Annotated in this window: 25 protein-coding genes, 1 tRNA gene and 1 pseudogene; 16 read left to right on the top strand and 11 right to left on the bottom strand. The window is 41.5% G+C overall.

What is annotated here, in order from left to right; all coding sequences use genetic code 11:
* The first annotated feature begins 545 nt into the window (after positions 1-545).
* The 11 genes from HC733_RS18740 to HC733_RS18690 all read left to right on the top strand — a co-directional run bounded on the left by HC733_RS18740 (position 546) and on the right by HC733_RS18690 (position 9310).
* Positions 546-950 (top strand): type IV pilin protein, encoded by a 405-nt coding sequence (locus tag HC733_RS18740; protein ID WP_190366528.1) that lies wholly within the window; start codon positions 546-548, stop codon positions 948-950.
* On the top strand, positions 937-1404 hold the full coding sequence (locus HC733_RS18735) for a GspH/FimT family pseudopilin (RefSeq protein WP_190366527.1): 468 nt from the start codon (positions 937-939) through the stop codon (positions 1402-1404). Before HC733_RS18740 ends, HC733_RS18735 begins: the two co-directional genes overlap by 14 nt.
* Positions 1395-1817, top strand: coding sequence for a type IV pilus modification PilV family protein (locus HC733_RS18730; RefSeq protein ID WP_190366526.1), 423 nt, complete (start codon positions 1395-1397; stop codon positions 1815-1817). Before HC733_RS18735 ends, HC733_RS18730 begins: the two co-directional genes overlap by 10 nt.
* Position 1818: 1 nt before the next feature.
* On the top strand, positions 1819-2334 hold the full coding sequence (locus HC733_RS18725; protein WP_190366525.1) for a prepilin-type N-terminal cleavage/methylation domain-containing protein: 516 nt from the start codon (positions 1819-1821) through the stop codon (positions 2332-2334).
* Positions 2335-4095: a DUF7305 domain-containing protein gene (locus HC733_RS18720; protein ID WP_190366524.1), complete on the top strand. Its 1761-nt coding sequence runs from the start codon at positions 2335-2337 to the stop codon at positions 4093-4095. It begins immediately after the preceding gene.
* 158 nt (positions 4096-4253) lie between these two features.
* A complete protein-coding gene (locus HC733_RS18715; protein WP_190366523.1) occupies positions 4254-4814 on the top strand; it encodes an RNA polymerase sigma factor in 561 nt (186 codons plus the stop codon).
* Positions 4807-5283: a hypothetical protein gene (locus HC733_RS18710; RefSeq protein ID WP_190366529.1), complete on the top strand. Its 477-nt coding sequence runs from the start codon at positions 4807-4809 to the stop codon at positions 5281-5283. The genes HC733_RS18715 and HC733_RS18710 overlap by 8 nt, the downstream gene beginning before the upstream one ends.
* 10 nt (positions 5284-5293) lie before the next feature.
* A complete protein-coding gene (locus tag HC733_RS18705) occupies positions 5294-6235 on the top strand; it encodes a DUF4097 family beta strand repeat-containing protein (RefSeq protein WP_190366522.1) in 942 nt (313 codons plus the stop codon).
* A 130-nt stretch (positions 6236-6365) separates the two neighbouring features.
* Positions 6366-7745, top strand: coding sequence for a replicative DNA helicase (gene dnaB / locus HC733_RS18700; RefSeq protein WP_190366521.1), 1380 nt, complete (start codon positions 6366-6368; stop codon positions 7743-7745).
* Positions 7746-7756: 11 nt separating this feature from the next.
* A complete protein-coding gene (gene alr / locus HC733_RS18695) occupies positions 7757-8845 on the top strand; it encodes an alanine racemase (protein WP_190366520.1) in 1089 nt (362 codons plus the stop codon).
* 45 nt (positions 8846-8890) lie between these two features.
* A complete protein-coding gene (locus HC733_RS18690) occupies positions 8891-9310 on the top strand; it encodes a secondary thiamine-phosphate synthase enzyme YjbQ (protein WP_190366519.1) in 420 nt (139 codons plus the stop codon).
* Between the two features lies 1 nt (position 9311).
* Here the strand turns inward: HC733_RS18690 and HC733_RS18685 are convergent, their stop codons facing one another.
* The 3 genes from HC733_RS18685 to HC733_RS18675 form a co-directional block, all read right to left on the bottom strand.
* On the bottom strand, positions 9312-9779 hold the full coding sequence (locus HC733_RS18685; protein WP_190366518.1) for a chemotaxis protein CheX: 468 nt from the start codon (positions 9777-9779) through the stop codon (positions 9312-9314).
* Positions 9780-9850: 71 nt separating this feature from the next.
* On the bottom strand, positions 9851-10285 hold the full coding sequence (locus tag HC733_RS18680; RefSeq protein WP_171628194.1) for a transcriptional repressor: 435 nt from the start codon (positions 10283-10285) through the stop codon (positions 9851-9853).
* 100 nt (positions 10286-10385) lie between these two features.
* A complete protein-coding gene (locus HC733_RS18675) occupies positions 10386-12782 on the bottom strand; it encodes an EAL domain-containing protein (protein ID WP_190366517.1) in 2397 nt (798 codons plus the stop codon).
* A gap of 318 nt (positions 12783-13100) precedes the next feature.
* Between HC733_RS18675 and HC733_RS18670 the strand changes: the two genes are divergently transcribed.
* Positions 13101-14162 carry a DUF6765 family protein gene (locus tag HC733_RS18670; protein ID WP_190366516.1) on the top strand — a complete coding sequence of 354 codons (1062 nt, stop codon included), beginning with the start codon at positions 13101-13103 and terminating at the stop codon, positions 14160-14162.
* A gap of 125 nt (positions 14163-14287) precedes the next feature.
* On the opposite strand, the gene HC733_RS18665 is transcribed toward HC733_RS18670, so the two are convergent.
* The 6 genes from HC733_RS18665 to cutA all read right to left on the bottom strand — a co-directional run bounded on the left by HC733_RS18665 (position 14288) and on the right by cutA (position 19174).
* Positions 14288-14364 (bottom strand) — tRNA-Ile (locus tag HC733_RS18665).
* 196 nt (positions 14365-14560) lie between these two features.
* Positions 14561-15901, bottom strand: a complete 1341-nt coding sequence (gene accC / locus HC733_RS18660; RefSeq protein WP_190366515.1) for an acetyl-CoA carboxylase biotin carboxylase subunit — start codon at positions 15899-15901, stop codon at positions 14561-14563.
* A gap of 24 nt (positions 15902-15925) precedes the next feature.
* On the bottom strand, positions 15926-16381 hold the full coding sequence (accB, locus tag HC733_RS18655; RefSeq protein WP_190366514.1) for an acetyl-CoA carboxylase biotin carboxyl carrier protein: 456 nt from the start codon (positions 16379-16381) through the stop codon (positions 15926-15928).
* Between the two features lie 17 nt (positions 16382-16398).
* Positions 16399-16860, bottom strand: coding sequence for a type II 3-dehydroquinate dehydratase (aroQ, locus tag HC733_RS18650; protein WP_190366513.1), 462 nt, complete (start codon positions 16858-16860; stop codon positions 16399-16401).
* A 203-nt stretch (positions 16861-17063) separates the two neighbouring features.
* A complete protein-coding gene (locus HC733_RS18645; RefSeq protein WP_190366512.1) occupies positions 17064-18854 on the bottom strand; it encodes a protein-disulfide reductase DsbD in 1791 nt (596 codons plus the stop codon).
* On the bottom strand, positions 18854-19174 hold the full coding sequence (gene cutA, locus HC733_RS18640; protein ID WP_190366511.1) for a divalent-cation tolerance protein CutA: 321 nt from the start codon (positions 19172-19174) through the stop codon (positions 18854-18856). The genes HC733_RS18645 and cutA overlap by 1 nt, the downstream gene beginning before the upstream one ends.
* Positions 19175-19345: 171 nt before the next feature.
* Here cutA and HC733_RS18635 point away from each other — a divergent pair, with 171 nt between their 5' ends.
* The 4 genes from HC733_RS18635 to HC733_RS18620 all read left to right on the top strand — a co-directional run bounded on the left by HC733_RS18635 (position 19346) and on the right by HC733_RS18620 (position 23643).
* Positions 19346-19849, top strand: coding sequence for an FxsA family protein (locus HC733_RS18635; RefSeq protein ID WP_190366510.1), 504 nt, complete (start codon positions 19346-19348; stop codon positions 19847-19849).
* A gap of 114 nt (positions 19850-19963) precedes the next feature.
* On the top strand, positions 19964-20251 hold the full coding sequence (locus HC733_RS18630; RefSeq protein WP_070986334.1) for a co-chaperone GroES: 288 nt from the start codon (positions 19964-19966) through the stop codon (positions 20249-20251).
* 49 nt (positions 20252-20300) lie between these two features.
* On the top strand, positions 20301-21944 hold the full coding sequence (gene groL / locus HC733_RS18625; RefSeq protein ID WP_190366509.1) for a chaperonin GroEL: 1644 nt from the start codon (positions 20301-20303) through the stop codon (positions 21942-21944).
* A 331-nt stretch (positions 21945-22275) separates the two neighbouring features.
* Positions 22276-23643 carry a hypothetical protein gene (locus HC733_RS18620; protein WP_190366508.1) on the top strand — a complete coding sequence of 456 codons (1368 nt, stop codon included), beginning with the start codon at positions 22276-22278 and terminating at the stop codon, positions 23641-23643.
* Between the two features lie 41 nt (positions 23644-23684).
* Here the strand turns inward: HC733_RS18620 and HC733_RS18615 are convergent, their stop codons facing one another.
* Positions 23685-24395 (bottom strand): hypothetical protein, encoded by a 711-nt coding sequence (locus tag HC733_RS18615; RefSeq protein ID WP_190366507.1) that lies wholly within the window; start codon positions 24393-24395, stop codon positions 23685-23687.
* 106 nt (positions 24396-24501) lie between these two features.
* Positions 24502-24618 (bottom strand): annotated as a pseudogene (locus HC733_RS18610) (IS3 family transposase); the annotation flags it as partial.

Here is a 24618-nt window from a genome sequence, read left to right as displayed (position 1 = left end):
CAGCGTCGATGATAGTGTGGCAGCTGCCATGTGAAAGTAGAACATCGCCAGGTCCTTATTAAGAGAAAGCCCGATTCGAAAGAGTCGGGCTTTTTTGTTTTGGTGCTAAATCGTCTCGTCCAGTGCACAGGTGATGCACATTGATAAAGAGACGAATTAGCGCAAGGTGAAGGGAGCGACTTCACAGCTGCTAAGCCATACTCCCTCAGCAGTAGCTAAACTGGCTCATCTCACCTTGCGCAAAGGAAACGCCCTCACTGCTTCGTTGTCGTTAACCCTTTGCACCCTACTTGCGCAAAAAGAGCGTTTTGCTTCGCTCAAGTCGCTAACCTTTTGCACCTCAGTTCGTTGTCATTAGCCCTTTTTTCCTCATTTACAACATAGCTAGCACTTTGGTCTCTGGTTTTATTCCGACCATATTGATTAATTTTTTATCGCACAATACGCATATATACAATCTATACTAATTAAGTATTATTAAATAAGCTGGTACAATCGCAGATATTATATTTGACAGCGCTGTCTTTAATTTGGGTAAATTTACTATGAAACATCAGGGTTTCTCATTGTTGGAGTTATTAATTGCGTCCGCGATTGTTGCAATTCTTGGTGTATTAGCTTATCCCACATACCTCGGCGCTGTTCAAGAAGGGGTACGTTCTGAGGCCCAGCAAGAATTATTAAAAACGGCGGTGATTCTCGAACGTTTATATTCGAGAAATGGCGGTTATCCTGATAGCGACAAATTCGACGCATTGCCAACGCTTGAACATTACACTTTTAAGTATGAGCATAAAAATAAGCCTGATGGAGGCGCTAATTATACAAGTAGAGAGTTTTTACTTACAGCGACACCAAAGGCTACGAGTATGCAGGCTTCCGATCATTGTGGTGAATTAACTATTGACCATATAGGCACTCAAGGAGCCGCCGAAAATGGTTGTTGGTAGTCACTCAAGCTTGAATAAAGGGTTTTCTCTGATTGAGCTTGTAGTAGCTTTGGGGATCATCTCTATTTTGGCACTCGTTGCGATGCCTTCATTTATAACACAAATTAAGCAAGATAGATTAACTAACAATGCAAACCTCTTGAGTGCTTTTTATAAATACTCCCGTAGTGAAGCAGTTAAACAATCTAAGAGTGTACAACTTGTTGATGATAACTCTTCATGGCTTTTAAAGGCACGCGAGAACGGTGTGTTGGTGACAATTAACCAGTTTTCTGCCACAGATTCGTCTATTCAGATCAGTTATGTAGATCGCACAATAAGTTCTACGGGGGAAATAGACCAAGTAGTTAATATACTCGTTACTGACAATGATCCAAGTACTACAGACTACAGATTTTGTATACTTCAGAGTGGCCAAAGTTGGGTTGATAAGGCAGAAGAGAATTGCATATAAGTAAAGGGTTTTCCCTCATCGAAGTAATGGTTTCTTTGGTTATAGCAAGTATTGCTTTATTAGGGTTGGCAGCTACGCAACTTAGAACATTACAGTATGCTACAAACAGCTTTGATTACACGGTGTCTTTGATCCAAGGACAGAATGCAATGGAGAGAATTTGGTCTCGGCTATGCGTTATTCAGCATGATGATCCAACACTCTTTCAAGATCAGACCTTTAGGGATTGGTTATTACCCTCTCAGGCGATGCGAAGTACATTTACTGTTTCAGTGCCACAGACTTATAAAGACGAGATGGTGATCACGGTTAGTTGGATTGACGAGCGAATGAAGACAAATATTGATGGAGCAAATCAAGTGACCTTGAATGCTACGTTCATGAGTTTATTGTCTACATGCACGAGGACTTGATATGCAAAGAGGATTTTCTCTAGTCGAATTGATGGTTGCTCTTGCCGTTGGTTCCTTCCTATTAGCTGGAATCGCAATGTCTTATACCGCGATAAAAAGTACTGTGTTAACAACTCGGGAATTGGCGAACGCTCAGGAAGTCATTCGTTATACCAATCAAATTTTATCACGAAGTATCAAGCAAGCATTTGAAGCGCCAGTGGTTAGCGGAAATGGTTTGATATTGGAGGTAAAGCAAAACGCAAATAGCCCGTCTTGCCAAGGCAGTGTACCTACCATTGATTACAAAGAGGTCTATACTTTGAGTAACGGCTATATTACTTGCGATATTTTAAATAGTGATACAGGAGAAAGTTTAGGGTCTTTGAACCTTTTAAGAGGGGTAGAGGCTTTACAATTTAGTAGTAGTCGTAGTGGTCGTCTTATCGACGTTACCGTTACGCCAGCAAATGTACCAACACAGTTCGCGAATGGCATCGTCATTAGCCTAGCTGCTACTAGGGTAATTATGAGGTAAATGATGAAAAAGCAAAGAGGTTTTACGCTTGTTAAGGTATTGCTATTGAGCACAATGGCAGGTGTAGTAGTGTTTGGCGCAATGAAAGAAACTTTGGTACAGGAACGACTATCGGGTAACTTTCAAAAGAGTATGAATGCCCGATTTTTGTCTGAAAAAGGCATTTATATTGTTGCGCAACGTTTAAGAAATGAACTTATTCAATCGCCACTTTTGACGCGAGATGAACTTATCGCGACACAAGACGTTTATACAGGTGGTGGCGAGCTGGGTGATGATTTGAAGTATGATGTAACCGTATCTGCGCATCCCACCGATGAGAATATCATTGTGATTATCAGCTCAGGTGAGCGTTATAGTGGTGACTCAAATGATAAGATAATTGCTTATTATAAATTTACCAAAGGAACGGTTTTACCTGTAAACGATAGCTTACTTGCAGGTTGTACTGGCGTTTATTTGCAAGGTAGTGGCTTGATAGATAGTTATGATTCATCAGTTGGTAGTTATGAGCAGACCAAAGCAGGTAATGCCATCATTAATACTTCCAGCACACATGGTGACGTGACGATCAAAGGACATTCCATCATCAAAGGCGATGTGAATGCTGCAGGATCTGTTTATATGTTAGGGTCTTCGCCTATTTATGGTGATGTTATGGCCAATGGTAATGTTGAAATATCTCCGGGAAATGGCATTCGCGTCGATGGTAATGTGTTAACTGTTGGAAATATAGAGCATTTAGGTGGTGAAATTACTGGATATGTACGTGCTAATGGCAATGCTACCATGGCGTGGGGGGCGAGCATTTCGAATGTGAATAACGACGACTTTGACATTCAGTACGGTGGTACAGGGACCTTCCCCGATGGCAGTGAATTTTATCAAGATGGTGTACACTACTCGTCAAGTCGTTTTAATGTAGACCCTCAAGTAGCCGCAATTGATGCTCCAGGGGCTGGCTCAGCCGAGTGTGACCCGCTCGCGATTGTCGACAATATGGCTAGCGTGATAGGCAATAGTAGCGTTTATCCATATTACACGATAGGTGCTAATGATAACTACACGTTTACTCCGAAGAGACTCATTTATGAGAGACTCAACGGTAACAGTGGCAAGAGTCATGGCGACCCAACGATAACTTGGGCGTCTGAAAGCGATGTCTATGTTTTTGATAACATAAAGCAACGTTATGACGATTTAGACTCACCAGCGTCTGGCAAAGAATATGTGTTTACGATGAAGGGTTTTGATGTTGGCAGCAACGGAAATGTAATTATTCAAGGCGGTGACGTCATATTCTTAATTGATGGAGACTTCTCTATAAACGGCGGTTCATCAATGACGATTAAGGCGGGTAGTTCATTAAGTATCTTTGTTACAGGGAATGTAGAACTTGGTGGCAGTGGTAACGTTTTGGTTGAGCAACATGGTATCTCCACAAGTGGCCATGCAGCTTTTAATATATATTCGTCTAAGGCTGGTGAGTCAGTATCACTCAGTGGTAATAGTGACATGTATGCTGTGGTATATGCTCCCCTTGCGACAATTGGTATTCAAGGTAACGGCAGTATATTTGGCAGTGTGATAGGGTCATTCATAAGTGGCATAGGCAATGCTGATTATCATTTTGACGAGGCTTTAAAAACACTAGACTTAGGTGTCGGTTCCGGTGGAAGCGGCACGACCTTAACTCCGCCTACATTGGTTTTCGAACGTTGGTATTACCGCTTACCTGAGCGTGTAAAAGAAGAAAACTAAAAAACTTCCAGCCCTTCATTTTGAAGGGCTTTTTCTATGCGTAAAAAATTTCCAACCTTTTTAAACCTTTTCTACTTTTAGTCTCGTCTAACTTAGTAACTTGAAAGCAAATGGTATTTATATCAAGCTAGCTTTACCAAGATAAAGGGAAAATAACGATGTTAATAGATGCCAATCAGGCATTGTCAGATAAAGAGCAAAAGCCGATAGATGAACTGATTTTGCGAGTTCAGCAGGGTGATCAAAGTGCTTTTGAGCAGCTTTACAGAAAACATGAAAAGCGAGTCTATGGGCTTTGTCTTAGATTGTTGGCATCTCCTGAATATGCTGAAGATGTAACACAGGAAGTTTTTGTACAACTTTGGAACAAAATATCTCAGTTTCAAGGGCAATCACAGTTTTCAACCTGGTTGCACAGTGTAACGAGCAATATTGCAATTAGTTACTTGCGCAAACATAAAAACTGGCTGCAAAAAGTGGTTAGCATTGAGGGCAGCGGCATGGATGAGCAAACAAGCAGTATGTGTGAAGGTTTGAATGGCCTTGATAAATTGGTTGTGCGTTTACCTGAGCGGGCGCGTTTAGTATTTGTGCTACATGCTGTTGAAGGTTATCGGCATGAAGAGATAGCCAGTATGCTCGATATGGCAGTAGGGTCGAGTAAATCACAATATCATCGCGCTCGTCAGTTATTGCAGGAGTGGTATGACAATGAGTAAACCTGATTTTGAGCAGTTTCTAAAAGAATCGCTCGAGCAAACAAAAGAAGTCGCTCCCAAGCGAGATTTATGGCCCGGTATTGAGCGCGCTATCGTAACGCAAGGTAATCAGCAAAAACAACCAGGTAGCTTTTGGCCAAAACTAACTGGAATTGCTGCGTGTACTGTAGCTGGCCTTTTAGCATGGCAGGTTGTTGTGAAGCAGCCACAACAAAATTCCATGGCAGATATAAGTGCCTTCTTTGAGCAGCAGAAGCAAAGTTTGTTGGTGCAGTATGAATCTCAACCTGCGCTAACTTCAAATTGGCAAGAACAGCTTCAGGAGCTTGAAAATGCAGAGCAAGCAGTCAAAGTTGCATTGCAGAACGATCCAGAAAATGCGGCATTGCTGAGGATGCTTGCACAAGTATATCAACAACAATTGGATTTAATAAACAAGGTGCATGAGCCTCGTTGGCAACAAATTTAGGAGTATGAATATGAAAGCATTATTACTGGGCTTCGCATTGCTACCTCTGGTAGGCTTTACAGCAGAGCAAATAGACGAACAGATCACCATTCCTGCTAATGGAAAAATCGTGATAGAAAATCAACGAGGTGACATCACCATTAAAACATGGGATGAAGATAGCTTTAAGGTTACTGGTACACTCGATGAAAAAGCAAAAGGTTACAAACTAGAAACTAAAGGTTCTGTTACTGAGTTTATAGTACACATGCCAAAGCAGTATAAAGGTTGGAAAAATACCAGTGATGGATCGAAACTCACTATTCATATGCCCAAAAATAGCGAATTAAATTTTGAAGGCGTCAGTGTTGATATTAATGCCAGTCAACTCTATGCAGGTACTTATATTAAAACCGTAAAAGGCGATATAAGAGTTGCCGATCTTAAAGGCAAAATATCTCTACAAACTATAAATGGCAGTATTGATGGCGCTAACTTAAACGGTAACATCCACTATGAAACTGTTAACGGAGAAATTAACGATAGAGATTCACAAGGGAAACTAAAGTTAAATGCTGTGAATGGTGATATTGAAAGTGATACCAATGCACAAGATGTTCGCCTGGAAAATGTGAATGGTGAAGTCGACTTACGCATCAATGAACTAACTGACTTGCAGCTTAATACAGTCAACGGTGAAATTGATGTGCGCATTAAAAAGCTAAAGGCGAATGCCAATATCAATATGGAAACAGTCAGTGGTGATTTACGATTATACTTACCTGCTGATATTTCTGCGCGATTTGATATAGATATGCATGCTGGCGGTAAAGTTAAAAATGAACTCAGTGAGCATGAGATGAAAAAAGCCAAGTGGGGACCATCAGGTGAATTAGAGTTCGTGTTAAACGGTGGAGATGCAGACGTGGAAATTAACACGGTTAGTGGACGCATTGAACTGAAAAAAAACTAATCTCCCAACTGGCGCCATCATTTATCCCAGTGGTGGCGCATTTTCTAATTTCACCATGCTTGGCATATAACATTGCACTTATCCTGTGAACAGATAAAATAGCCCTCTGATTTCCAAACTATGTAGTGCTATGGCAAAACCAGATCTTCAAGTAGATACACTAAAAGTTCCTCCACACTCCATTGAAGCTGAGCAATCGGTTTTAGGTGGCTTGATGCTAGATAATCAAGCATTCGATCGAGTTGCAGAGCTTGTGGTTGCGCAAGATTTCTATACGCGCACACATAAGTTGATATTTGAAGCAATGGAAAAGTTGGTGGAATCAGGCAACCCTATTGACCTTATCACCATCTCTGAAACATTAGAAAAGAATAATCAGCTAGCCAATGTAGGTGGTTTTGCCTACTTAGCCGAAATAGCGAAAAACACCCCGAGCGCCGCAAACATTGATGCATATGCCAATATTGTGCGAGAACGTGCTGTTATTCGTGAGATGATCACTGTCGCAAATGAAATCGCTGAAGCGGGATTCAACCCCGAAGGTAGAGACAGCCATGATTTATTGGATTTGGCTGAAAGTAAAGTTTTTAAGATTGCAGAGCAGCGCACCAAAAGCACAGATGGCCCGCAAAACCTTCACAGTATTTTAGAAAGAACTGTTGATAAGATAGAAGAGCTGTATCAATCACCACAAGACGGTGTAACTGGAGTCAGTTCTGGCTATGCAGATCTAGATAAAATGACGGCGGGTTTACAGCCTTCAGACCTTATTATCGTTGCTGCTCGTCCTTCAATGGGTAAAACAACCTTTGCGATGAACTTGGCAGAACATGCTGCTATGACGCAAGATAAGCCCGTACTGATTTACTCACTTGAGATGCCCTCCGAGCAGATTATGATGAGGATGCTTGCGTCTCTTGGTCGTATTAACCAAACAAAGGTACGTACAGGCCAGCTTGATGATGATGATTGGGCAAGGTTGTCTTCAACCATGGGATTACTTATGGAAAAAGGCAAGATGTACATTGATGATGCATCTGGCTTAACACCAACGGATGTTCGTTCACGTGCAAGGCGTATTGCCCGCGATCATGGCGGTATTAGTATGATCATGGTGGATTACTTGCAGCTTATGCGTGTGCCAAGCTTATCAGATAATCGTACGTTGGAAATTGCGGAGATCTCACGCTCACTGAAAGCGCTCGCAAAAGAGCTTCAGTGTCCAGTCATAGCACTATCTCAGTTAAACCGTACACTTGAGCAGCGCGCAGATAAACGCCCTGTTAACTCAGACTTACGTGAGTCTGGTTCAATCGAACAGGACGCCGACTTAATTATGTTTATTTACCGTGATGAGGTATATAACGAGGATAGTCCCGACAAAGGGATCGCGGAAATTATCATTGGTAAACAGCGTAATGGTCCAATTGGTAAGGTTAGGTTAACTTTCCAAGGTCAATACTCTCGTTTTGATAATTACGCAGGTCCTGCGGTTGACGACGATTATTAGGAGAGTCGCGCATGAAGTTAGCGGCGGCAGAGATTGATTTATCTGCTCTAGCGCATAATTTGCGCAGTATAAAGGCAATGGCACCAAGTGCAAGAATTATGGCGGTACTCAAAGCCAATGCATATGGCCACGGTTTAGTGACTATTGCTCAGCACTTGCAAGGCGCAGATGCATTTGCAGTCGCAAGAGTTGATGAAGCCTTAGCTCTAAGAGCCGGCGGGCTAACAAATCCTATTGTGTTGTTAGAGGGCTTTTTTACTGCCAGCGATATTCCTATTCTATTGGCCAATAACTTTCAGGCAGTCATTCATAATGAAGAGCAGATCATTGCCTTGGAGCAAGCTCAGCTAGATGCTCCCATTGCGGTGTGGCTTAAAGTTGATACTGGGATGCATCGATTAGGGATTGAACCTGAGCAGCTTGAGCGCTTTTATCTGCGATTAAAGAACTCGCCGAATGTGAAGCCAAATATTCAGCTAATGACACACTTTTCTTGTGCTGATGACAAACTAAACCCCAAAACTAAACAGCAAATAGATGCATTTTTGAAGTTAGTTGATAACAAAGAAGAACAATTATGCATGGCTAACTCTGCAGGTATTATTGGTTGGCCGAAAAGCCATGGTGATTGGGTGAGGCCTGGACTTATGCTCTACGGTGTATCCCCTATGATTGAGCAAGTAGGCCATGATCACGGCTTGCGCCCAGTAATGAAGCTGACAACTAAAGTGATAGCAATACGGCGAGTACCGGCTAATGAGCCTGTTGGTTATGGTGGCCGTTGGCAAAGTGACAAAGATACTATGTTAGCGGTGGTGGCGATGGGGTACGGCGATGGCTATCCTCGACACGCAAAAAACGGTACGCCGGTGATTATTAAAGGGCAACGTTTTGGGATTGTAGGAAGTGTATCGATGGACATGATCACAGTTGATATCGGTGATAATCAAGCACACGTGCAAATTGGCGATGAGGTTGAAATGTGGGGACCAAATTTACCTGTAGAAGAAGTTGCTATGTACGCAGATACTATCCCTTATGAGTTGCTTTGTAACGTCACGCCTCGTGTCAGTTACGAATATTTGAATGCGAAAAAGTAACCACCTCTGTGGCGCGGTACTCTATCAGTAAATTGGATTTTAACTATGTGGTTCCAAAAGACAATTTTGCTTAAAGCACCTAAAAGAGGCTTTCATTTGATCACCGATGAAATAGCAAGGCAGTTACCTGAGATACAGCAATTCCAAGTTGGCCTTTTGCATCTTTTTATCCAGCACACGTCGGCGTCATTGGCGATTAATGAAAATGCTGATCCATCTGTAAGACAAGATTTAGAAAGCCACTTTAATGTATTGGCACCAGAAAACGCCCCTTATTATATCCATACTTACGAAGGGCCGGATGATATGCCAGCCCACATAAAGTCAACATTAATTGGTAACAGTCAAAGCATCCCAATCAATAATGGTAGGCTAGCTTTGGGTACATGGCAGGGGCTGTATTTGTGTGAGCATCGGGACTGCGCATCAACGCGAACTATTATAGCTACCTTACAAGGTGAGTAGTCTATAAAGTATCAAAACTCACCTCAATATTGGCGTTGCCATCAGGGGATGTGAAGGGCATGATAATTTTGGCACCGTCGCATTGATGCGTAATAGTATGGTTTTTGCCAGACACAACAATAGGGGTGGCCATCTCAAATTCATAGCCTTTCTCACCTAACAAGTTTTTAGCACCACCAGTTACCATATTGGTGATTTCACCAACCATATCAGTGACTTCTTCATTGATACCGTCAGGTCGTTCTCCTAGCATTCTTTCCATGATGGCCAAAGCTAGGCTCTCATCGAAAGTAATTGAAAAAGACCCTTTAGTTTGTGGGCCTACCATGCCTATCAAGCCTGAAACGTCACCTTGCGCCACTTCATCTTTTTTTATTTTAGGTTTGCCAGGCGTTAACTCCGTTTGGGCCATGGTAGCCAATACATTGATTAAAGACGATAAAAAAGGGTTTATAAACTCTACCTTCATATGACTTCCTTAAATACATATTATTTTAGAGACAGTATTTTAGTGTAGTGTGATTTGTGCTCAGATGCACTTTAGTCTTTGCACTTTTCACATTTGCCATGGGCTTCGATTGTTTGAGCACTGACAATGAAACCTTGCTCTGCCGCTAAATTATTTAGTTCATGAGAGATAACACTAGAATGTAGCTCTTCAACATTACCACAGGTATCACAAATTAGTAGTTGCACAGGATGAATGTGGTCAAAGTGCTGACACAACATGAATGAATTGGTGCTTTCTATTTTGTGGATGAAACCAAGTTCAGCTAAAAAATCCAAGGCCCTGTAAATGGTTGCAGGTTTAGCTGCCGCTTCGGTGACTTTTAGCTCCTCTAATAAGTCATAAGCACCAACACCACCTTGTTTACTAGCGAGAAGACGAAATACTTTCTCACGAATAGGCGTAAACCTAGCGCCACGATTGTCACATACTTGCTTTGCTTTGTTGATCAGTAACTCTACATTCATTATTCTAACCCTTACTCTTGCCCCCAAATACTAACATATTCTTTTTAATAGTCTTATATTCATAGTCAGTTATTGTAAAAAAGCGCTCAAACTCTTTGAGTTACTCTAGGTGTGGCAAGCCTATCCAGTTCTCAAAGTCTTTACTTGGCATAGGTTTACCCAATAAAAACCCTTGTCCTACATCACATCGATAGAGTTCTAATGTTTTTAATTGCGATAACGTTTCTATCCCTTCGGCAATAACCCTAAGGCCAAGACTGTGTGACATGGTAATAATGGAATTAACTAATTCACTGGCTTCTCGGTTATTAGATAAATCAGCGATAAAGCTTTGATCTATTTTTAAGATATCAAATGGATATTGGCGCAAGTAATTGAGAGACGAATAACCTGTGCCGAAGTCATCCATCGAGATCACTAAACCTAGCTGATGCAGGCTTTTCAGCGCATTTCTCACACTCTCATCTCCCGAGAGCAAAACGCCTTCAGTGATCTCTAATTCTAACAGTGATGCGGGGATCTCAGCTTGTTCTATATACCGTGTTATGTCACTAATGAGATTGCAGTCTTTAAATTGACGAGGGGATAGATTGACAGCAATCTTGAAAGGCTTGTTAAGCTTTTGAAACCATTTTTTTGCTTGTTTTATGGCTGTTTTAAGCACAAACCTGCCTATTTCGACTATTTCTCCGTTACTTTCTGCAAGGGGTATAAATTCACTGGGTGATACGCTGCCAAGAGCACTATTATGCCAGCGTAGTAAAGCCTCAGCGCCAATTAGCTCATTTGTTTTTATATCAAACTGAGGTTGGTAATAAACTTCAAACTCCCCTAAATCCAAAGCATGGCGCAAATGCTCTTCAAGTAGCAGTCGACGGCTTAAGTCTTGGCTCATTTGTTCTGTGAAAAAAGAAAAGGTGTTACGGCCTTGTTGTTTGGAATGATACATCGCAGAGTCTGCTTTACGCAGCAATTCGCTGGGGGAGTCACCATCATGAGGGTACAGTGCAACGCCTAAGCTCAGCGAGATGCTAAACTCTCGTTTATCAACTTTTAGCGGCGTGTGAAACTTGCGGACCAGATTTGCCGCAATAGGTTGTGCATCTAGAGGAGTATGTAAGTTGCTCAACAAAATAACAAACTCATCTCCTCCTAGTCGGGCAACGGTATCTTCTAAGCGTAAAGCATTTTGTAAACGTTTAGCCGAAGCTATCAGTAACTTGTCACCTATTTCATGACCTAAAGAGTCATTTACTTTTTTAAAGTCATCCAAATCGATGAACATAACCGCAATAAGCGTTTTGCTGCGAATGGCTTCTTTTATTTGCTGAGTAAGGCGCTCCATAACTAAAAAGCGGTTGGGAAGATTTGTTAGCGTGTCGAAAAATGCATGATGAAATATCATTTCCTCTTGGCGCTTTCTTTGCGTGATTTCTCTAACCACAATCACGATATTTTCAGTAAATGGCATAGGAGATAAGCGCGCTTCAAAAAACTTAGACTGGTTGTCAACAGTCAGTGGATATTCCATACACATTAACTGTTCACTCGCTCTGGTATCAAAGATAGCGCGTTGGAAGTGTTTAGATGCCGAGTCTGGCAATAGCTCGGTAATATTGCAACCAACTAACTTTTTTTGTTCAGTATAAAGCGCATTCTCGTTGCCGCTGTGAAATTCAATGACTTTACCCTGAGAGTCAATCACAAAGAATAGGTCTGGCAGGGCCTTGAAGATACTCTCTAGCAAGCCATGTTTTGAGAGTGCGAATTGCTCCGCTGCTTTTTGTGAAGCTATTTTCTCTTCTAAGCTATATGCCACGTTGTTAAAACAGTCTGCCAACTGTTTTAGCTCCCCCCGGCCTTTAATGTTTGCTCTGTAGTTTAATTGCAGTGCTTGTAAGTGCCTCCCAACGTCAATAAGGTGATTAATGGGTTTGTGAATAAAGAAATACACAAATAACGCGATAAATAGCAGTAAACTGAGTAGATATAAAGCGACTATAGCGCTTTTGCTCAAAGATAAATCAATCAAGTTTTGTACATCAAGGGCTATGCTGTATCTGGCATAAATTATTCCCTCACCACGATTTTTAATGGAGAGTGGATAATAAACATCGAATAAGTACTTATCGCTATCGTAATTGATTGCTATTGATCTTGTGCGCTTTATGTTTGCTATAACTTCTGGTGATATGGGTAAGTCTAAAGCTTGGTAGTGCAAACCTGCTAACTCACGTTGTGGTGCCACTATAATTAAACCCGATTGATCAACTGCGACGATATTTTGATAGTTAAGGCTGGTCATTTTTGTGTTGATGGCAAATTGTGTATTTACGAGGTTATTATTTACCAGTTCTTGTTCTAATTCGGCGGCCAGTGCAGGAAGCTCTCTATTTAAAGATGTGTGGCTACTTTCAATTAATGTATCTAACTGTGCATTGTAGGTATAAATAGTTGTAACGCCAGAAAACGTAAAGAAAATTAAAGTGGCCAGCATGCTGAGCCAAAATTTAATATTAATTGAATATAGCGGTTTCATAATGCAAGGTCATGCGCTCTAAGTTGAGTGTGTGCTGTTTGTTAAAAGTAAACACCACCGATATTTTTGCCTATGTGAATGCCCTTTAAGTCTAGACTAATATATTGAAAAGTAAGCGTTCTGAAAGCTGCTATATCAAAAATAAACACTATGTGACCTTGGTGATCTATAAAAAGCGCTGATAATATCCTTGCACTTCAAATAATTGATTGTGGCAATAGGGTCATTATTTAACAGATTATAAGTTAGCCACAATCACACCTTATAAGGAACATTATGCAAATTGATCTTCATTTTGGAATGACTTGGGTTGTAGCGCGCTGTGCAGGTTTCAATACCCAGCAAGCGCAAATCATCGCGTATGCGTCGCAATATGTAGATGATGCAACTAACCAAGGCCACATCAAATTTGATAACGGTGCGACATATACTCGCATAACGACGGCTCACAAAATGTTAGATTATCGAAATCTGCAAAAACTCAAAAATAGGCAGGTTTGGATCCCATTCCACTTTTTACCTGGAAATGGCGGATTACCAGCAGGCAGCAACCCATCGGGTAGCTTTATTCGTAAGCTCGTTTGTAAACCGAACTCTTATGTTGCCAAGGATATGATCAGTGAGTGTATTGCCAATCGTCATCGGCCATACGCTTTGCATCTACTGGGAATTACCTCCCATGTATTTATAGATACTTGGGGGCACCAAGGGTTTGCTGGTGTTCAGCATGATATAAATCATGTTCGAGATATCAAAGATCATAATGGCAAAATAGATGTGCATTGGACACAGAAGGTAGCAAATTACTTTAAAGATATGATTCAAGATGATATTCCAAGCCTTGGGCATGGACAGGCTTTGTCGAATCCAGATTTGCCTCATCAACATTGGAGTTACACCAATGGCTTTGGAGAACAAGTTGAGCGTAACAATCCAATCGACTTTTTAGAAGCAGCCAATGAATTATGTAAAGTTTATCAACTGTATTTAGGCCTATCACAAACAGGTCTCAGTGAGTCGCAAAAAGAAAAGATTATGCAATGCTACCAAGATTTTAAAATGGATTGCGGCGAAGCGCGTCTAGCGTTGTGGTTAGAGGCTATCAGCAACGATGAGTTTGGTTTGGGAGCATGTCAGCTATCTTATATCCCCAAAGGCACTGGCTCTTGGAAGCATAAAGCATTGGCAACAGAGCTTGTCGAGGGGGATGAAGATGAATACAAATTTAGCCGGGAATTTTTAGCATCAGATTGGAAACTGTTTCATGATGCGGCAAAGCAGCACCGTCTAAACATTGTCGATGTAATACTGCCCCGTTACGGCATTTGTGTGGGTTAAGCTAAACTGGCATCGCATGCGTGTGGTGCCATTTTCAATTTTTTTTTAGAAAGTTGTGGTATATGCAAAAATAGCTTTGCATATAATGTTTAATAAAATGCGGGAGCTTACTATGAAGAGAAAAATGGTGGCCCCTCCCAGACTTGAACTGGGGACCTAACGATTATGAGTCGTGTGCTCTAACCAACTGAGCTAAGGGGCCATACTTGAGATAGGATAAAAGAGTATTTATATCCTTGAAAGCGGGTTGCAGTATAAAAACTTTTAAAAGCCTTGTCACTAGCAAATGCCATAAATTTAACTATCTATAAATCAAATGATTAAATTTAGACCAAATTGGCGTGTTTTTTAAATAGAGACAATAAAAAGCCGACTATCGTCGGCTTTCTTATTTTTGCTTATAAACCTAACTTTTTCTCTAGGTAGTGGATGTTTGTACCACCACTTTGGAAATTTTCATCCGCTAAAATTCTCTTATGTAGCGGCGTGTTAGTTTTAATACCATCAATTACTAGCTCGTTTAACGCATTACGTGCACGGGCAATCGCAACATCGCGGTTTTCACCATAAGTGATCAGCTTACCAATCATTGAATCATAATAAGGTGGTACAGTGTAATCAGCATAAATATGGCTATCCCAGCGAATACCTAAGCCACCAGCAGGGTGGAAACGGGTAATTTTACCTGGAGATGGAATGAAGCTTTCTGGGTCTTCGGCATTGATACGACATTCAATTGCATGACCACGGATCACTACATCATTTTGTGTAATCGACAAAGGCTGGCCTGCGGCAATCTTTAATTGCTCTTTGATCAAGTCTACGCCAGTAACCATTTCAGTTACAGGGTGTTCTACCTGAATACGAGTATTCATTTCGATGAAGTAGAATTCGCCATTTTCGTATAAAAACTCAAATGTACCTGCACCACGATAGCCAATTTCGATACAGGCACGTGTACAGCGATCACCGATAAACTTACGCATTTCAGCAGTGATACCTGGAGCTGGCGCTTCTTCAACTACTTTTTGGTGACGGCGCTGCATTGAACAGTCACGCTCACCTAAGTGAATAGCATTACCTTGACCATCAGCTAATACTTGTACTTCGATATGACGAGGGTTTTCTAGGAACTTTTCCATGTAAACCATGCCATTGCCGAAGAATTGTTTAGCTTCTTGCTGTGTTAATGCAATTGAGTTAACCAATTCAGCTTCGCTGCGAACAACACGCATACCACGGCCGCCGCCGCCGCCAGCTGCTTTGATGATCACAGGGTAGCCAATACGCTTGGCGATTTGGACGTTGCGATCATTGTCTGCTGTTAGCGGGCCATCAGAGCCTGGCACACACGGTACACCCGCTTTGCGCATAGCTTCAATGGCAGATACCTTGTCACCCATTAGGCGAATAGTGTCACCACGTGGGCCGATGAAAATGAAGCCACTTTGCTCTACTTGATCAGCAAAGTCGGCATTTTCTGATAAGAATCCGTAACCAGGGTGAATCGCTACTGCATCAGTTACCTCAGCTGCCGCGATAATACGTGGAATATCTAAGTAACTTTCAGATGCGGCAGGTTTGCCGATACAGATGGTTTCGTCCGCAAGAAGTACGTGCTTTAGATCGCGATCAGCAGTTGAGTGAACTGCTACCGTTTTGATCCCAAGCTCCTTGCAGGCACGCAATACGCGAAGTGCTATTTCACCTCGGTTCGCAATGACTACTTTATCTAACATAGCGTTTGCCTTCTTATTGCGTGATTATTCGATGATGAATAGTGGTTGGTCAAACTCAACTGGTTCGCCATTTTCAACAAGAATAGCTTTAACCACACCTGCTTTATCTGATTCGATTTGGTTCATCATTTTCATCGCTTCGACGATACATAACGTGTCACCAACGTTTACTTTTGAGCCAACTGCAACATAGGCAGGCGCTTCAGGAGACGCCGCTGCATAGAAAGTACCAACCATAGGTGAAAGTACCTGATGACCAGTAGGTGCTGCTGGCGCAGATTCAGCGGCTGGCGCTGCAGGAGCCGCCGCAGGTGCAGGAGCCGCTGGAGCTGGCGCTGCATAATGCTGAGGCTGAGCTACAACCGGTGCATTGCTATAACGATTAATACGTACTGACTCTTCACCCTCGGTGATCTCAAGTTCAGCAATACCTGATTCTTCTACTAATTCGATAAGTTTTTTGATCTTGCGAATATCCATAATGACCCGCCTGTTAGTTAATTTGAGTTAATTTTGTCGTGCAACTTGCTCACAGCAGCTTGCAGTGCCGCCTGATAGCCAATTGCGCCTAATCCACATATCACCCCTTGCGCCACGTCAGAAAAATAAGATTTATGACGAAAGGGTTCACGTGCATATACGTTACTTATATGCACTTCATAAAAAGGTATATTTACACTTAGCAATGCATCTCGCAGCGCAACACTGGTGTGCGTAAAGGCTGCGGGGTTAATGATGATGGCATCAATCTTTTGCCATGCATCATGAATCTTATTAATAAGCTCTGCTTCGCTATTACTTTGTAAATGCGAGAGTGTGGCACCGAGTTGTTGAGCATGTTCATCTAGAGATGCCATTAGCTCATCAAGCGTCAGTGTGCCATAGGTTTGAGGCTCACGACGGCCAAGCATATTAAGGTTTGGCCCATTTAAGACTAAAATCTTTAACTTTGCGGTCATAATCCGTGAAAATCCCCAAAATCGAAATAAACTAAGTGTCTATAAAAAAGATAGTATCTAAATTAAGCGCTTTAAACCAAAATAGCAACTTTTTCTCACTTTCTGTGGGCATTATAGATATTTCGAGGTAAATAGCAGCAAAATACTGGTCTAATCAGAGAGGATACACTGGCTAAAATTAGCCAGTGTACACATAATCGGGATTATTTTACTTGTTCACGCACCTTTTTAAGGTGTGAAGAGAAGGGAGCAGGCCCCATAAAGCCTGTAATTCGCAGATCTGACAGCTCATCACCTTGTTTATTAAAAAACAACATTGTAGGTAGACCAAAAACATTGAACTCTTTCATGATTTCGATACTTTTCTCGTCATTTTGCGTTAAATCTAGCTTTAATAATGAGAAATTTTGGAACTGAGCTTGGACTTCTGGTTCAAAAAATGTGTATTTTTCAAACTCTTTACAGGCTACACACCAATCTGCGTAGAGATCAACGATGGCTATTTGACCATTATCGTTGGCTTTATCAATTGCCGCTCTGAGGGCATCTAAATCCTCAACAAGCTGAAATTTCTTCACGCCTTGTGCTTGCTGGGTAATATTGATTGTTTTAGCCGGCCAAATCAGCTGTTTGCCTACCAGTAATGAAGTTACCAGCAATAACGATGCAGTTCCCCATAGGATTGTTTTGAATACACTGGTACTTTGCTGGCTTTGCCAATGATGAAGATACAAGGCCGTAGCAAGCATAAGGCCGCTTGCCAACCACAGTATGATGTTAAAATCGAGGATCCGTTCGAGTAAAATAAGTGGCACCACAAGCATAATAAAGCCAAACAGTATTTTTACTTGCTCCATCCAAGCGCCTGCTTTGGGCAGTAGCTTGCCACCTGATGTGCCAAGCAGTAGTAGCGGTAACCCCATGCCTAAGCTCAATGCATAAAGGGTAATGCCTCCAATAAAGTAGTCGCCACTTTGCGCAACATATAATAGTGCGGCCGAAAGTGGTGCGGTGGTACAAGGGGAAGCAATTAACCCAGATAGCACGCCCATGGCGAATACACCAAGGTAATTACCGCCTTTCTGTTGATTACTGATAGCGGTTAGTTTATTCATTAGGCCACTAGGCAGCTTGATCTCGTACCAACCGAACATGGCCATTGCCAATAAAACAAATAACAGACTAAAACTGATCAGTACGGCCGGGTGTTGAATATAGCCTTGTACTTGCCCCCCTAATGCCGCAACGACTAAGCCAAGCAGTGCGTAGGTCACGGCCATGCCTTGTACATACACAAACGACAAGCTAAACGCTTTTTTGGTAGAGAGCCCCTGTTGACCTGCGATCAGACTAGATAAAATAGGGAACATAGGGAATACACAGGGAGTAAATGCAAGGCCAACACCCACCATAAAAAAGATGGCTAAATTGGTCAGCAAGCTTTGATTTGCGAGGCGCTCGGTAAAAGATAGCGCTTGGTCATCGTTATTTGTGTTGACAGCTTGCGCTTTGTCAACAGATACAGTGCTGTTGGCATTAGTTGCACCTTCCACCATCGCCAGTGGCGATAGCGGGATGGTGATCACTTCGGGTGGATAGCATAGGCCTGCTTCGGCGCAGCCTTGGTAGCGAATTTTCACCACTGCATTGTCGCTGATATTGCTAAGCTTAGAGACGACTGAAAATGAATTGAAGTAAACTTCGGTTCTACCAAAAAATTCGTCTTCAATTTCTTCGCCTTTGGCATACTCAGGCACCGTTATGTCAGCCCCTTTGGCGATAATTTCGAGTTTCTTCTTATATAGGTAGTAACCCGGCGCGATATCCCAGCCAGTAAATAAAATATTGCCCTGTTGGTCAAAGTCAAACTTAAAAGCTTCTTTAACAGGTAAAAAGGTATCCTGTTTAGGGGCGATTAAGCTATCGAGAATATCGTTGTTTGCACTTGCAGGTAATAGCCATATAAGTGAAAAAATAAATAGCAGTGTACGCATTAATTAAGTACCTCATCCATCCAGTGAAAATAAGCTAAATTGCCACCAGTTACGTCTAATACCTGAATTTCAGGTACTTCGTAGTTGTGTAGCTCTTTGATAGTGCTGATCACTTTGCTTAATTTATCTGCTTTGGTTTTTATGAATAACTTTGTTTCTGTTTGTTGTACAACTTCGCCTTGCCACATATAAACAGACTCAATGGTAGGTAAAATATTGACGCATGCAGCCAACTTTAAGGTAACAAGTTGCTTGGCAAGTAAACTTGCATTTTGCTGATTATCGCAGGTGGTCATAATTATTTTGTACTGGGGAGCCATGCTCTTATACCTTCACAAAGAATAAACTTTCGCCATAGTAGCTCAAACTAATACCTATCCCAAGTGTCTATAGATGAAAGCAAAATTGCGGTTAAACAGCCGATGGTGTTGTTTGTGCTTGAAATGAGACCGAATGACCCATATTTAAGTTTCATTAACTTAGGAGAAAGTATGTTTCGTATTTTATTTGTACTGTTTATTGTGGTGCCCATCATTGAAATTGCACTGCTGATCCAAGTGAGTGACATTATTGGTGGCGTTGCAACGATTGCGTTAGTGATTTTAACCGCAATTTTCGGTGCAAAATTGGTGAAACAGCAGGGTTTAAATGCCTATAGTAACGTTCAAGGTCAAATGGCACAGGGGCAAATGCCTGCTACTGAATTGTTTACGGGATTATGTGTGATCATCGCTGGGGTGTTATTAATGACGCCGGGGATCATGACTGATGTGTTAGGGTTTATGTTACTTACCCCAGCTATTCGCGGGCAATTGGCAAAAGCATTGATGAAACAAGTCACAGTTAAGATGCAATCAAGCATGTATCAGTCAAACAGCACTTTTACGCATTCCAATAAAGCGTCTGAGCCGTTTGAACATAACGGCGAAACGCATTTTCAAGATAAAGATCACGCACCGAACACCATTGAAGGTGAGTACCAAAGAAAAGATTAAAAAATTTTCACTTTTTTACTTGGGTTTTAAAATTGTCACCCCCATAAATGATGGCAACTGAATTTTTAAGAATTTTTCTGTAGTTGTTCAGAAACTGTTAGGAGAACATAACAAATGAACATTCGTCCTTTACATGATCGCGTAATCATCAAGCGTCTTGAAGAAGAAACAAAATCTGCTGGCGGTATCGTTTTAACTGGCTCTGCGGCAGAGAAGTCAACTCGTGGTGAAGTTATCGCTGTAGGTAATGGCCGCGTATTAGACAATGGTGAAGTAAGAGCGCTTGAAGTAAAAGCAGGCGACACCGTGCTATTTGGCTCTTATGTTGAAAAAACTGAAAAGATCGAAGGTCAAGAGTACCTGATCATGCGTGAAGATAACATTTTGGGCATTGTAGGCTAATCCTACTTTTCTTTTTTCAAATTAACCAAATTTAATAGGAATTTAAACAATGGCAGCAAAAGAAGTTTTATTTGCAAACGATGCTCGCACTAAGATGCTAGCGGGTGTAAACATTTTAGCAAATGCAGTACGTGTAACACTTGGTCCAAAAGGCCGTAACGTAGTTTTAGACAAATCATTTGGCGCACCAGTGATAACCAAAGATGGTGTATCTGTAGCAAAAGAAATTGAACTTGAAGACAAGTTTGAAAACATGGGCGCACAAATGGTTAAAGAAGTTGCATCTAAAGCAAACGATGCAGCGGGTGACGGTACAACAACTGCAACTGTACTAGCACAATCTATCGTAAACGAAGGCTTAAAAGCGGTTGCTGCGGGTATGAACCCAATGGACCTGAAGCGCGGTATCGACAAAGCAGTAATTGCTGCTGTTGCTGAACTTAAAGCGCTATCAGTACCATGTGCAGACACTAAAGCAATTGCACAAGTTGGTACAATTTCAGCGAACTCTGACAGCGAAATCGGTGACATCATTGCTAATGCAATGGAAAAAGTGGGCCGTGAGTCTGGCGTAATTACTGTTGAAGAAGGTCAGTCGCTAGAAAACGAACTAGATGTTGTTGAAGGTATGCAGTTTGACCGTGGTTACCTATCACCTTATTTCATCAACAACGCTGAAAAAGGTGCGGTTGAACTAGATAACCCACACATTCTACTAGTTGATAAGAAAATCTCTAACATTCGTGAACTATTACCTACGTTAGAAGCGGTGGCTAAAACCAGCAAACCACTACTTATCATCGCTGAAGACCTAGAAGGCGAAGCGCTTGCAACTCTAGTTGTAAACAACATGCGTGGTATCGTGAAAGTGGCTGCGGTTAAAGCGCCTGGCTTTGGCGACCGTCGTAAAGCAATGCTACAAGACATCGCTATCCTAACTGGCGGTACAGTTATCTCTGAAGAGATCGGTCTAGAGCTTGAAAAAGCAACTGCTGAAGACTTAGGTACTGCCAAACGCGTTGTGATCACTAAAGACGACACAACTATCATCGATGGTGCTGGTGAGCAAGAAGCTATCGACGGACGTGTATCGCAAATCAAAGCACAAATCGAAGAAGCAACGTCAGACTACGACAAAGAGAAACTACAAGAGCGCATGGCAAAACTTGCTGGTGGTGTTGCAGTTATCAAAGTTGGCGCAGCAACTGAAGTTGAAATGAAAGAGAAGAAAGACCGCGTAGAAGATGCATTACATGCAACTCGTGCAGCGGTTGAAGAAGGTGTGGTACCTGGTGGTGGTGTTGCTCTTGTACGTGTAGCAAGCAAGCTTGCTGATTTACGTGGCGACAACGAAGATCAAAACCACGGTATTAAAGTTGCACTTCGTGCGATGGAAGCACCACTTCGTCAAATCGTATCAAACGCAGGTGACGAAGCATCAGTTGTTGTAAACAACGTTAAATCAGGCGAAGGTAACTATGGTTACAACGCTGCAAACGGCGAATACAACGACATGATCGAAATGGGTATTCTTGACCCAACGAAAGTAACACGCTCTGCACTACAGTTTGCGGCATCAGTAGCGGGTCTTATGATCACCACTGAAGCAATGGTTGCTGAAGTACCGAAAGATGACAGTGCGCCAGATATGGGCGGCATGGGCGGCATGGGTGGTATGGGCGGTATGATGTAGTAAAAATCGGTCCAAATCGCTTTTTAGAAAAACCCTAACACATTGATGTTAGGGTTTTTTTGTCTGAAATATGCTAAAGCGCCTTCATTTTAGGGGTATAAAGTGGGGTATTGATTTAACGCCCATGCGTCTCTTTAAAAAGAAGTTCAAATTAAGTAGCTAGTGTCAAATAGGCGCGGCTTTCTACCGTGCTCTTATTCCTACATAAGTTACTTCAGCTCAACAAGATCTATATAAAACGAAAGCCACTAGTTAAAAAACAAACAATTGCAAATGTTTAAATTTATGTTTACTTTAGTGACGCAATGTAAATTCAATAAGGAAATTAAATATGAAAAAACATGCACTTTCGCTTTCTCTTTTCTCAATTCTAGCTTCAACGCATACTCTTGCCATTGCCCACGACTTGGAAAATGCAGGGCAGGTTAAAAAATTTATAAATAACGCTTTAAACATCCCTGTTATAGCCAAACAAACTAAACGCTTTGCTGGCGAGGCTATTCAGTCTGAAACTGTTGAGGCGATTACACCGCGATGTCCAACACTGTCTACAGGTAACCTATATACACTTAGCGACTCTAACGCTGGCGATAATATTTGTTACCATTTTGAAATTACTGAAAGAAGTAAAACTACGGCTTTGTTGGTCGGTCAATCTCAAGGAACGAATGTTAACTTAAGTATCATCAAACATAATCCTGATAATACGTTTACAGCCATTGGTAGTTCAGCAAATCCTGATAACCAAGACGAAGTTGTTTTAGCACTTACAGAGCCTGGGCACTACTACTGGTTTATGGAAGTTATAGAATCAGACGGTGCTGCATATAACTTCGGTGCGGCAGTTGCTAACAACCTTGATTCTTACGAGTTTAACGATACAGTGGCTTTATCAACAGTACTGCCAGACAGGCAGAATTCGATTGTTGGTAATATGGACAGTATTAACGATGTAGATTATTACCAATTTACTGCGGTTAGAGGACAAGATTTATCACTGAGTTTTTTTGATGGTTTAAGTGATGAATATGTTATTGAAATTTATAATAGCGGATGGGTACCTATAACACCTAATACCTATCAAATTATTTCTAACTTACAAGAAAACCAGTCAATTAATTTAAGAGTCAGCGCGAATAAAGCATTACCTGCTAACCCAGAAAATAGCTATACGCTAAATATTGCATCTATAGTTGCGTCTTTTAGCAACCATGTTATTACGGGTGAGAATAACGTTAATCGCATTCCCTATTCGGCAAGAAACTACTCAGGTCCATATCTTACAACACAAGCATATAGACAGTTAAACTGGTCGTTGGTGCTTAAAGATACAACAGGTGCACCAATTGAAGGTGCTGTCGCACAATTCACTTTTATTAAGAATGTCACTGATGCGCAGAACACTTTGACAACTTACAAAGTAAACTCCGATAGCAACGGGGCTATCTCAGAACAGATCAGCCTAAGTGCTTGTAATCCAAATGTCACTGGCATTGAACACACAGAATATAGTTTTGGCTATAAAAATGAATGGCGCTCTGATGTTGAAGTGGGTCTATGGCGAATAGACATTCCAACAAACAGAGGTGTAGATGAGGAAGGTAGATTAGATACCATAGGCATTGGCGGTGACAATGTACCTTATGTTTACTTTGGTCACATTTGTGATCAAGACCTGATCTCTAGCAACCCATCATAACGATACGAGGGCTTCTATGATGTTTAGAAGCCCATTGCCTCTCAGTATTTACTTGCTTTACTACTCAGTTGCGCAGAAATATTATCGTGTAACTTCATCCAGTTACTTTCATAACCCCATGCACTTTTAAACTCATCATCGGCCTTTGAACTGTCTAGTATATCTTTAAGATCAAAAACTTGAGAAAAGTTTTCCTCGTTAACGTCATACCTTGCCCAGCCACGTACTTCCATATCAATGTTCTTTAAATAGCTGGACTTAAACTCATTCGCAGTGGCAACAAATTCATCGTTGTTATTGAGCGTTTGTTCTACCAATGTTCGCTCATCTTCCGTTAAAGAACCCGTAACTTGTAGTTCGCCAGATTCCGTTATCGAAATGCCCCAGTCTTTATTTGCTAGCTGTGGTTGCTGTTCATTAAGCTCAGACACAATACTTTTGTATTGCTTAGTCATTCGTTCAACTGACTGAGAAAGATCTCCGCTTGGTGTGTATAGGTGAACGGTTGCAAGTGCGATATCATCCAGTGCTTCATCTACCTTTTTTGTTACAACTTCATCGTTAGATGATATAGAAAGGGGTCGATCATAAGTTGGTGTAGGATCTTTGACTGAGTTTTTATGATAGACGTCAGCAAGCATGCCTAGTTTATTTGACAGTTCAGCTTTATTGCTTTGTGGTGACGCTTGCTCTTTATTGGCGAGAGAAGCGGCGGGTTGTATCAAGCTACCACCTTGTGTACCAATTTTCATACTTTTTTCCTTGTATGTTTCAATCTAAACTTGTTATCGACACGTTAAGTATTCTCTTTAACATATTCAACTATAGAACCAAAAAATACAAAGTCGATTGTTAACTCATATATTCACGTGTTGGCTGAGGCACTTTCAACAACCAATCATGCTTTAAGCTGCCGAAGAAGCGTTCTACAACAGCGTTATCCCAACAAGCACCCACATCTCCCATGCTGGCCCG

It is taken from the genome of Pseudoalteromonas sp. S16_S37, assembly GCF_014694405.1.
GTDB lineage: Bacteria > Pseudomonadota > Gammaproteobacteria > Enterobacterales > Alteromonadaceae > Pseudoalteromonas.
This window is presented reverse-complemented; position numbering and strand designations above follow the sequence as displayed.

Bases quoted from the DNA above. Each gene is read 5' to 3' on its own strand.
- HC733_RS18615 (WP_190366507.1), bottom strand. From the start codon at position 24,395: ATGAAAATTGGTACACAAGGTGGTAGCTTGATACAACCCGCCGCTTCT.
- HC733_RS18620 (WP_190366508.1), top strand. From the start codon at position 22,276: ATGAAAAAACATGCACTTTCGCTTTCTCTTTTCTCAATTCTAGCTTCA.
- HC733_RS18710 (WP_190366529.1), top strand. From the start codon at position 4,807: ATGAGTAAACCTGATTTTGAGCAGTTTCTAAAAGAATCGCTCGAGCAA.
- HC733_RS18645 (WP_190366512.1), bottom strand. From the start codon at position 18,854: ATGCGTACACTGCTATTTATTTTTTCACTTATATGGCTATTACCTGCA.
- cutA (WP_190366511.1), bottom strand. From the start codon at position 19,174: ATGGCTCCCCAGTACAAAATAATTATGACCACCTGCGATAATCAGCAA.
- HC733_RS18725 (WP_190366525.1), top strand. From the start codon at position 1,819: ATGCAAAGAGGATTTTCTCTAGTCGAATTGATGGTTGCTCTTGCCGTT.
- HC733_RS18740 (WP_190366528.1), top strand. From the start codon at position 546: ATGAAACATCAGGGTTTCTCATTGTTGGAGTTATTAATTGCGTCCGCG.
- HC733_RS18735 (WP_190366527.1), top strand. From the start codon at position 937: ATGGTTGTTGGTAGTCACTCAAGCTTGAATAAAGGGTTTTCTCTGATT.
- groL (WP_190366509.1), top strand. From the start codon at position 20,301: ATGGCAGCAAAAGAAGTTTTATTTGCAAACGATGCTCGCACTAAGATG.
- HC733_RS18670 (WP_190366516.1), top strand. From the start codon at position 13,101: ATGCAAATTGATCTTCATTTTGGAATGACTTGGGTTGTAGCGCGCTGT.
- HC733_RS18680 (WP_171628194.1), bottom strand. From the start codon at position 10,285: ATGAATGTAGAGTTACTGATCAACAAAGCAAAGCAAGTATGTGACAAT.
- HC733_RS18690 (WP_190366519.1), top strand. From the start codon at position 8,891: ATGTGGTTCCAAAAGACAATTTTGCTTAAAGCACCTAAAAGAGGCTTT.
- HC733_RS18675 (WP_190366517.1), bottom strand. From the start codon at position 12,782: ATGCTGGCCACTTTAATTTTCTTTACGTTTTCTGGCGTTACAACTATT.
- HC733_RS18685 (WP_190366518.1), bottom strand. From the start codon at position 9,779: ATGAAGGTAGAGTTTATAAACCCTTTTTTATCGTCTTTAATCAATGTA.
- accB (WP_190366514.1), bottom strand. From the start codon at position 16,381: ATGGATATTCGCAAGATCAAAAAACTTATCGAATTAGTAGAAGAATCA.
- accC (WP_190366515.1), bottom strand. From the start codon at position 15,901: ATGTTAGATAAAGTAGTCATTGCGAACCGAGGTGAAATAGCACTTCGC.
- alr (WP_190366520.1), top strand. From the start codon at position 7,757: ATGAAGTTAGCGGCGGCAGAGATTGATTTATCTGCTCTAGCGCATAAT.
- HC733_RS18715 (WP_190366523.1), top strand. From the start codon at position 4,254: ATGTTAATAGATGCCAATCAGGCATTGTCAGATAAAGAGCAAAAGCCG.
- aroQ (WP_190366513.1), bottom strand. From the start codon at position 16,860: ATGACCGCAAAGTTAAAGATTTTAGTCTTAAATGGGCCAAACCTTAAT.
- HC733_RS18720 (WP_190366524.1), top strand. From the start codon at position 2,335: ATGATGAAAAAGCAAAGAGGTTTTACGCTTGTTAAGGTATTGCTATTG.
- HC733_RS18705 (WP_190366522.1), top strand. From the start codon at position 5,294: ATGAAAGCATTATTACTGGGCTTCGCATTGCTACCTCTGGTAGGCTTT.
- HC733_RS18630 (WP_070986334.1), top strand. From the start codon at position 19,964: ATGAACATTCGTCCTTTACATGATCGCGTAATCATCAAGCGTCTTGAA.
- HC733_RS18635 (WP_190366510.1), top strand. From the start codon at position 19,346: ATGTTTCGTATTTTATTTGTACTGTTTATTGTGGTGCCCATCATTGAA.
- dnaB (WP_190366521.1), top strand. From the start codon at position 6,366: ATGGCAAAACCAGATCTTCAAGTAGATACACTAAAAGTTCCTCCACAC.